The 7,451-nt window shown below is 65.3% G+C and carries 6 protein-coding genes; 2 read left to right on the top strand and 4 right to left on the bottom strand.

Annotated features, from left to right (window positions below):
* Window positions 1-140: 140 nt before the first annotated feature.
* Window positions 141-1,025: a glucose-1-phosphate thymidylyltransferase RfbA gene (rfbA, locus tag AC2DFQ_RS10475; protein WP_484533837.1), complete on the bottom strand. Its 885-nt coding sequence runs from the start codon at window positions 1,023-1,025 to the stop codon at window positions 141-143.
* 67 nt (window positions 1,026-1,092) lie between these two features.
* Here rfbA and rfbB point away from each other — a divergent pair, with 67 nt between their 5' ends.
* Both rfbB and AC2DFQ_RS10465 read left to right on the top strand, forming a co-directional pair.
* Window positions 1,093-2,094 (top strand): dTDP-glucose 4,6-dehydratase, encoded by a 1,002-nt coding sequence (gene rfbB / locus AC2DFQ_RS10470; protein ID WP_484533836.1) that lies wholly within the window; start codon window positions 1,093-1,095, stop codon window positions 2,092-2,094.
* Between the two features lie 2 nt (window positions 2,095-2,096).
* Window positions 2,097-3,512 (top strand): sugar nucleotide-binding protein, encoded by a 1,416-nt coding sequence (locus AC2DFQ_RS10465; protein WP_484533847.1) that lies wholly within the window; start codon window positions 2,097-2,099, stop codon window positions 3,510-3,512.
* A gap of 50 nt (window positions 3,513-3,562) precedes the next feature.
* Here the strand turns inward: AC2DFQ_RS10465 and AC2DFQ_RS10460 are convergent, their stop codons facing one another.
* The 3 genes from AC2DFQ_RS10460 to AC2DFQ_RS10450 form a co-directional block, all read right to left on the bottom strand.
* Window positions 3,563-5,893: an FG-GAP repeat domain-containing protein gene (locus AC2DFQ_RS10460; RefSeq protein WP_484533835.1), complete on the bottom strand. Its 2,331-nt coding sequence runs from the start codon at window positions 5,891-5,893 to the stop codon at window positions 3,563-3,565.
* 17 nt (window positions 5,894-5,910) lie between these two features.
* Window positions 5,911-6,366: a hypothetical protein gene (locus AC2DFQ_RS10455; RefSeq protein WP_484533834.1), complete on the bottom strand. Its 456-nt coding sequence runs from the start codon at window positions 6,364-6,366 to the stop codon at window positions 5,911-5,913.
* A 132-nt stretch (window positions 6,367-6,498) separates the two neighbouring features.
* A complete protein-coding gene (locus AC2DFQ_RS10450; RefSeq protein WP_484533833.1) occupies window positions 6,499-7,431 on the bottom strand; it encodes a glycosyltransferase family 2 protein in 933 nt (310 codons plus the stop codon).
* Between the last annotated feature and the right edge of the window lie 20 nt (window positions 7,432-7,451).

The raw sequence follows: 7,451 nt of genomic DNA, 5'->3' as shown, positions 1-7,451 counted from the left end.
ATAGACCACGTACACCACGAGCCGCCGACCATCCCGAGGAAACACCCCCGGCTGAACCACCCTCGACACCGTCACCGCATCACATCACTCGTTCGTCGGGGCACGCAAAAGCGGCCGGCCCCGCGTGGCCCTCAGCGATACTAGACCGGCTGCCCCTGCGATCCCTGGGCGAGGGCCTTGAGGAGGTAGGAGCCGTATCCGCTCTTCACAAGCGGCTCCGCTCGTTCACGAAGCTCGTCGTCCGTGAGGAATCCCATCCTCCAGGCGACTTCCTCGGGGCAGCCGATTGACAGCCCTTGCCTTTTCTCGACGGTGCGGATGAACTCGGTCGCTTCGCTCAGAGAGTCGAAGGTGCCGGTATCCAGCCAAGCGGTCCCACGTGGCAGAAGCTCGACGCGGAGGCGTCCCTGCTCGAGGTAGATCCGGTTGACGTCCGTGATTTCCAGCTCGCCGCGAGGCGAGGGGCGGAGGCCCTTGGCGATTCCGATCACGTCGTTGTCGTAGAAATACAGTCCCGGCACTGCGTAATTACTCTTAGGGGTCAGCGGCTTCTCCTCCAGGGAGACGACATGACCCGCGTCGTCGAACTCCACGACGCCATATGCCGACGGCTCGTTCACCCAGTAACCGAAGACGACTCCGCCGTTCAAATCGGTGTACTGCCGTAGGCGCGTGCCCATCCCCTGCCCGTAGAAGATGTTGTCGCCCAGAACCAGCGCAACCGCGTCCGAACCGATGTGCTCTTCGCCCAGGATGAAAGCCTGGGCCAAACCGTCGGGGGACGGCTGCGCGCGGTAGGTCAGCGAGATCCCGAAGCGAGAGCCATCGCCCAGAAGACGCTGGAACTGCTCGCTGTCCTGAGGCGTCGTGATGATCAGGATGTCTCGAATCCCCGCCAGGATGAGGGTAGAGAGGGGGTAATAGATCATCGGTTTGTCGTACACCGGCACGAGCTGCTTTGAGACACCGAGAGTGATCGGATGCAGGCGGGAGCCGGTGCCTCCCGCGAGGATGATGCCGCGCATGACAACTAGTCTCGTGCATCGGCGACGCCATACCAAAGCCGCCGGCCAGGGCCGGTAACCTGGTCGCATGGCTCGTCGACTATTGGTTACCGGCGGCGCCGGGTTCATCGGATCGAACTTCGTGCGCCACGTCGTGGAACACACTGACGATGACATCACGGTATTGGACAAGCTCACCTACGCCGGGAATCGCGCATCTCTGGCCGGGTTGCCCTCCGACCGCGTCGAGCTCGTCGTCGGCGACATCGCGGACATGGCATTGGTGAACGACCTGTTCGGCCGGGTAGACGCGGTGGTGCACTTCGCCGCGGAGTCACACAACGACAACAGCCTGAACGACCCGCGACCGTTCCTCGACACCAACATCGTCGGCACCTACACGCTGCTGGAAGCGGCTCGGAAGCACGGGACGCGGTTCCACCACATCTCCACCGACGAGGTCTACGGCGACCTGGCGCTGGATGACCCCGCCCGGTTCACCGAGTCCACCCCGTACAACCCGTCCTCGCCCTACTCGTCCACGAAAGCCGGGTCGGACCTGTTGGTGCGTGCGTGGGTGCGCTCATTCGGGGTGCGGGCGACTATCTCCAACTGCAGCAACAACTACGGCCCGTACCAGCATGTGGAGAAGTTCATCCCCCGGCAGATTACGAACGTGATCCGCGGGATCCGGCCCAAGCTATACGGGGCCGGGGAGAACGTGCGGGACTGGATCCACGCCGACGATCATTCCTCCGCCGTCCTGACCATCCTCGACGAGGGCCGGATCGGTGAGACGTACCTGATCGGCGCGGACGGGGAGAAGGACAACAAGACCGTCGTCCAACTCATCCTCACGCTCATGGGCCAGCCCGCTGACGCGTACGATCACGTCACGGACCGGACCGGACACGACCTGCGGTACGCGATCGACTCCACTAAGCTCCGCACCGAACTGGGCTGGCGACCGCGCTACAGCGACTTCGAATCGGGGCTTGCCGCGACGATCGACTGGTATGAAGCCAATCATGACTGGTGGGCACCGGCCAAAGAGGGCGTCGAGGCTTTCTACGTCGCTAGGGGCCAGTGACCGTGGTCATGAATTTCAGCAAACCTCTCACGGCCACGCCCACCACCATCCCCGGTCTCGTCGTCTACGACCTACCGGTGCATGGCGACGCGCGAGGGTGGTTCAAGGAGAACTGGCAGAGAGAGAAGATGCTGGCTGCTGGCCTGCCCGACTTCGGCCCGGTGCAGAACAACATCTCCTTCAACGACCAGGTCGGCACGACCCGCGGCATCCACGCGGAGCCATGGGACAAGTATGTATCAGTCGCGACGGGGCGGATCTTCGGCGCGTGGGTAGACCTTCGCGACGGGCCCACCTTTGGTGCCGTGTACACGACCGAACTCGATCCGTCTCGGGCCATCTTTGTCCCTCGCGGAGTGGGTAACAGTTACCAGACCCTGGAGCCGGACACTGCGTACACATACCTGGTCAACGACCACTGGTCTCCCACGGCTGAGTACACGTTTCTCAACCTCGCGGACGAGACCGCGGCCATCGATTGGCCCATCCCACTCGATCAGGTGCAGATCAGCGAGAAGGATCAGCAGCACCCTCGTCTCGCCGACGTGTCCCCAATGCAGCGCAAGCGAATCCTCATCACCGGCGCGAACGGGCAGCTCGGGCGCGCCCTGCGCGCGGAGCTCGGTGACGCCCCATGGATCGAGTACGCGACCCGCTCGGACCTCGACTTAGTGGCGCCAGGCTTGGCCAGCGCGCGTCGGTGGCGCGATTACAGCACCATCATCAACGCCGCGGCATACACCGCTGTTGACAAAGCAGAAACGCCCGAGGGGCGCACTGAGGCGTGGGCCGCGAACGTCACCGCCGTCGCCGCGCTCGCCCGCGTCGCCACTGCGAACGGCATTACTCTCGTCCACATCTCCAGCGATTACGTCTTCGACGGTTCGAAGGACGGCGCCTATACGGAGACCGACCCTGTGTCGCCGCTCGGCGTATACGGGCAAACCAAAGCGGCGGGCGACGCGATAGTTTCCGTGGTCCCCAGGCATTACGTCGTCCGCACCAGCTGGGTGATCGGCGATGGGAATAACTTCGTCCGCACCATGGCATCCCTGGCCGAGCGCGACATTGACCCCAAGGTCGTGGGCGACCAGAAAGGACGCCTCACCTTCGCTTCCGACATTGCCGTTGCTATCCATCACCTGCTCGAGACGGCCCCGGAGTATGGCATCTACAACATGAGCGGAGCCGGAGATCCCACCACCTGGTACGACGTCGCCCGCCAGGTCTTCGAAGCGTCCGGGCACGACCCCGAGCGGGTGCACAAGACCACAACCGCGGAATACTTCGCCGGTGCCAGCACGCCCGTCGCGCCCCGGCCGCTCAATGGGGTGCTCGACGGGAGCCGCATCGCTGAGTCGGGCCTCGTCACGTCATCCGAGACTGCCCGCAAGATCAGCGACGCGCTCGATTTGTGAGGTTCACTGGGGTCGGTGCGCCTCGTCCTTCTTAGCCGGGTGCGGGTCGGTCACCCGATCTGCGCCATCACATCCCACCCGATTCCCGCCACGCGGTTACCGCGCCAGAGGCCCTGATTGTTGCCCTGATGAAGGATGAGGTCACCGTTCGCGGCGCGACCCATGACGTCGCTGCCGCCACCATCGAAGTCGCCCGGGCTAAAGACCTGGTCGAGAACTGTCCAGCCCATACCAATCTGGCGGATCGATCCCCATCCCTGCGCCTCGGTGACCGGATACAGCCACAAGGTGCCGTCTGTGCGCCGAGCCACCAGGTCCCCGCGTCCGTTGCCATCGAAGTCGCCTGCGTAGGTCAGCGTGTCGATGACATTCCACCCCACGCCGATGACCTCGCCTTGACCCGTGATCCAGCCACCCGCGCCATTCCCGCGGTATAGCCGCAGGTAACCACTCGGGTCCCTGGCAATCAAGTCTGTTCGACGATCACCATCGAAATCGAGACCTGCGGTGATGAGACCGAACCCACCCCAACCTTGGCCGACCAGTTCGCCGCCTCCGAACGTGCCATCGCCTTTTCCTCGCAAGAGGTAAAGGCGACCGTCTGTACCCATGCGGGCGATGTCGGGGTGTCCGTCGCTCGTGAAATCGCCCAGTGGCACGAACGCGTCGCGACCCCACCGTGCGTCTATCGTCGACGGCCCCAGCCAGCTGCCGGTCCCGTTACCGGGATAGAGCAGGAGCTCCCCCGTACGTGTTCGGCCGAGAACATCAGGTCGACCATCCGAGTTCAGGTCTCCGGAGCCTCCTGGAAAGGCCTTCCGGCCGGCGGGCGCGGGGCCCTCGGCCAAGGCGGCGAGCATGGCCTGCCAGCCGCTACCAACAGCGGAGTCCCGCACGAAACCCCCGCCACCGGTCGCGCGGTACAGCCATAACACCCCGTCCGACTCAGCGGCAAGTATGTCTCCGACGCCGTCTCCCGTGAAATCGCCGGGGCTGAAGATAGCGGACATCGTGCTCCACCCGCCGCCGAGCGAGGTACGCCCAGGCCAGCCGCTCCGACCGTCGCCGCCGTAAAGCCAGAGCACACCGTTGGAATCGCGTGCCAGAAGATCCGGCTTACCGTTGCCATCCAGGTCATAACCCGCAGACATGAGCTCGAGCCCGTTCCATCCGCCTCCCACGACTACCGGGCCGAGGAGCGCGCCGTAGCCATTTCCCCGCCACAGTTGCAGAGTGCCATCGGCGGTGACGGTCAGGATGTCCGGCAGGCCGTCACCGTCCACATCGCCAGCTGAAACGGCGTCGGAGGCTGAATTCAGGTTCGGGTTGAGGCGCCGCCATTCGCCGTTGCCAGCGATTGCCGCGAGCTCCGTCGCCCCATCGGCCGCGACTCGTAGGAGGTCGCGCTGGCCGTTCCCGTCGACATCACCTGGCGTAAGAACTACCCGCGCCTTCGAGAGGCCGTCCGCCACTCGGACGCGATTTCCCCAGAGTTTCTCCTTGAACGGATAAGCCCACGCGACGCCGTCCTTGTCGACAGCAATGACGGACGGGTTCTCGCCATAGACTGGGAGTTTCGGCTGATGGCGAGTCGACCCGAACCAGTCGGTGAAGATGCGCCAGAAGTTGCGATTGCCGTAGGCGGAACAGCGGTCGCCCTCGCCGTACATGTTGTTCAGTGCCGCAGCATTGGGCACGTAGGGGGTGTAGATGTACAGCCCGGCCGTCGCCTGGTTCTCGATGAAGACCCGCTGCGTCCCACAGTTTCGGTCGGCATAGGGCGAGTACAGGATGTTGTTCCAACGTCCCGCCTGATAGCCCCACCAGGTGGGGTTCAGACGGTAGATCTCGTACTGGCGCGCAGCGTAGTAGACCTGGTAGAAGAAGCCCGCCGTCGCCGTGTCACACGGAGCGGTGTCCGGACAGCCCTGACCCGTTGCCTTGGCAAAACGCGTGGCGTCCGGGGAGGTGTGGGTGACGAGCGACTGCTCTTTCTCCAGGAGGACGAGGAGCACCTTCTGGCTGATGCCGCACGACCGGGCCACGTTGTCGATGATCTGGGCCGCGGATTCTCCGGCGCGCCCGGTGTACCCGGCGCAGTACTGGTCCGCCGGTCTGTTGTCGGTGTTCTGCCGGTAGTCCTTCAGACAGGTGAACCCTGCTGCACAATTTCGCACGCGCTGATTGAGGAAGCTCTGAACGGCCCCCGCATCCATGGCGTTGGAGTCGTAGAAGACAGCATCGTCGATGATGTTGCCCGGATTCCAGTCCGCTGCGTTGGCCGCCTGGGCCTGCGGAGCCGGGGCCACCGTGGCGGGAAGCGCGACGAGGAGAGCGACGACGGAGAAGCATGCGGCGAGAACGCCCGCGAGGCTGCGCATGCGGCGGCGGCGAGGACTCATCCGGCGGACTCCACCGTCGACGCGGCGGACTTCGCCCGCGTCGAATCCGAGTTGTACGAGACCTCGAACCGGATGGGGTCCGTCCCGGAGGGGATCGGCACCGCCATCACGCCGCAATACGTCACGTCGTTTCCGGCGTTTCCGCTCACGGAGCTGGTCTCGGTCAGCCCGGCCACTTCCAGAGCGCACGTCCCCCCGGCCTCGCTCACACCGGGGATCATGGCGGTCACCTCGAGTCGGCCCTCGATGACCTCGGACGTCACGATGAGCACGTCGCCGTTGTACGGCGTCACGACGGTCGCCGACTCCGTCGGCGTCGGGTCGGGTGAGGCCACGGGTTCCGTGGGTGCAGCGGTCGGCGTGGAGTCACTGGGGGTGATGGACGGCGAGGGCTGACCCGCCCCCATGGGCGTGGCGCACGCGGCGAGCGACAATGCACCGACCAGGAGCACTCCCGCCGACCATATCCGTACAGCTCGACGTCCTCGACCGGACAGCAGACTCTCGCGCGCGCTCATCACGCCGTCATTCTCATGGTCTTCTCGTCAACCGGCCGTATCCCACGCCGGTGCGTCGCCGCGCCGTTATGGCCGGGGAGCGCCCAGGCGCCGCCGCAGCCGCCGGAGGCGTGACCACACCGGCTGGTGCGAGTCGATGTCGGCGCGGAGCTCCGCGCGCTGCCTTTCGAAGCCGTCTCGGATCTCGCGTCGCAAGTCCTCACGGATCCGGCGTTCGATGTCGGCGAGGTACAGCGGCAGTCCCGCCCCGTTGGTCGCGACCCACGCTCGCAGTTCGCGATCGCGAACGGCGAGGTCGTCGCGGTCGTGGAGATGACCGAGGGCGAACATGCTGTTGCCGTCCACGCCCCCGACTCCCGGCCTCTGAGTCCAGAAGGCGAGCGGCTCCCCGCCGATGAAGCCGAGGCGGGCGACGGCGAGCACGCGGAGATAGAACTCCCAGTCCTCGACCGCGTCGATCGTCTCGTCGTAGTAGCCGACGGTGTCGTGGATGCTGCGGCGATAGAGGAGCGAGATCGGCACGGCCCGATTGACTTCGAGGAGATCGATGAACCGCAGCTCTGTGAGGTCGGCCCAGAACGGCACGCGGAACGTCTCGACCCACCGATTGCCGCGGCGTTCCTCGTAGACGATCGCCGTCGCCACCCCCACGCCGGCGTCCGAGGGATGCTCATCGAGGAATGCCACCGTGCGCTCCAGGAAGGCCGGATGCCAGAAATCGTCGTCGTCGTGCACGACGACGAACTCGGTGTCGAGGGCTTCTATGCCGGTATTGGCTGCGACGCACCGGCCACCGGGCTCACGCGAGTCGAGGACCGTCACGCGATCGGCGACGACGGATTCTCCGACGACGGCCTGCACGGAGGCTCCATCGCCGCCGTCATTGACGACCACGACCCGCCAGTCTGCGAAGGTCTGCGCCGCGAGGTCGGCGAGGGCGCGCGCCAAGAACTCCGGTCGATCGACGGTGCGGACGACGATTCCAACGCGCGCGGGCATGATGCTCAGCCTATGAGAAC

Source organism: Microbacterium sp. Z11_20 (genome assembly GCF_057197605.1).
Note: the sequence above shows the minus strand (reverse complement) of the source record. Positions and strands in the feature narration are given on the sequence as shown.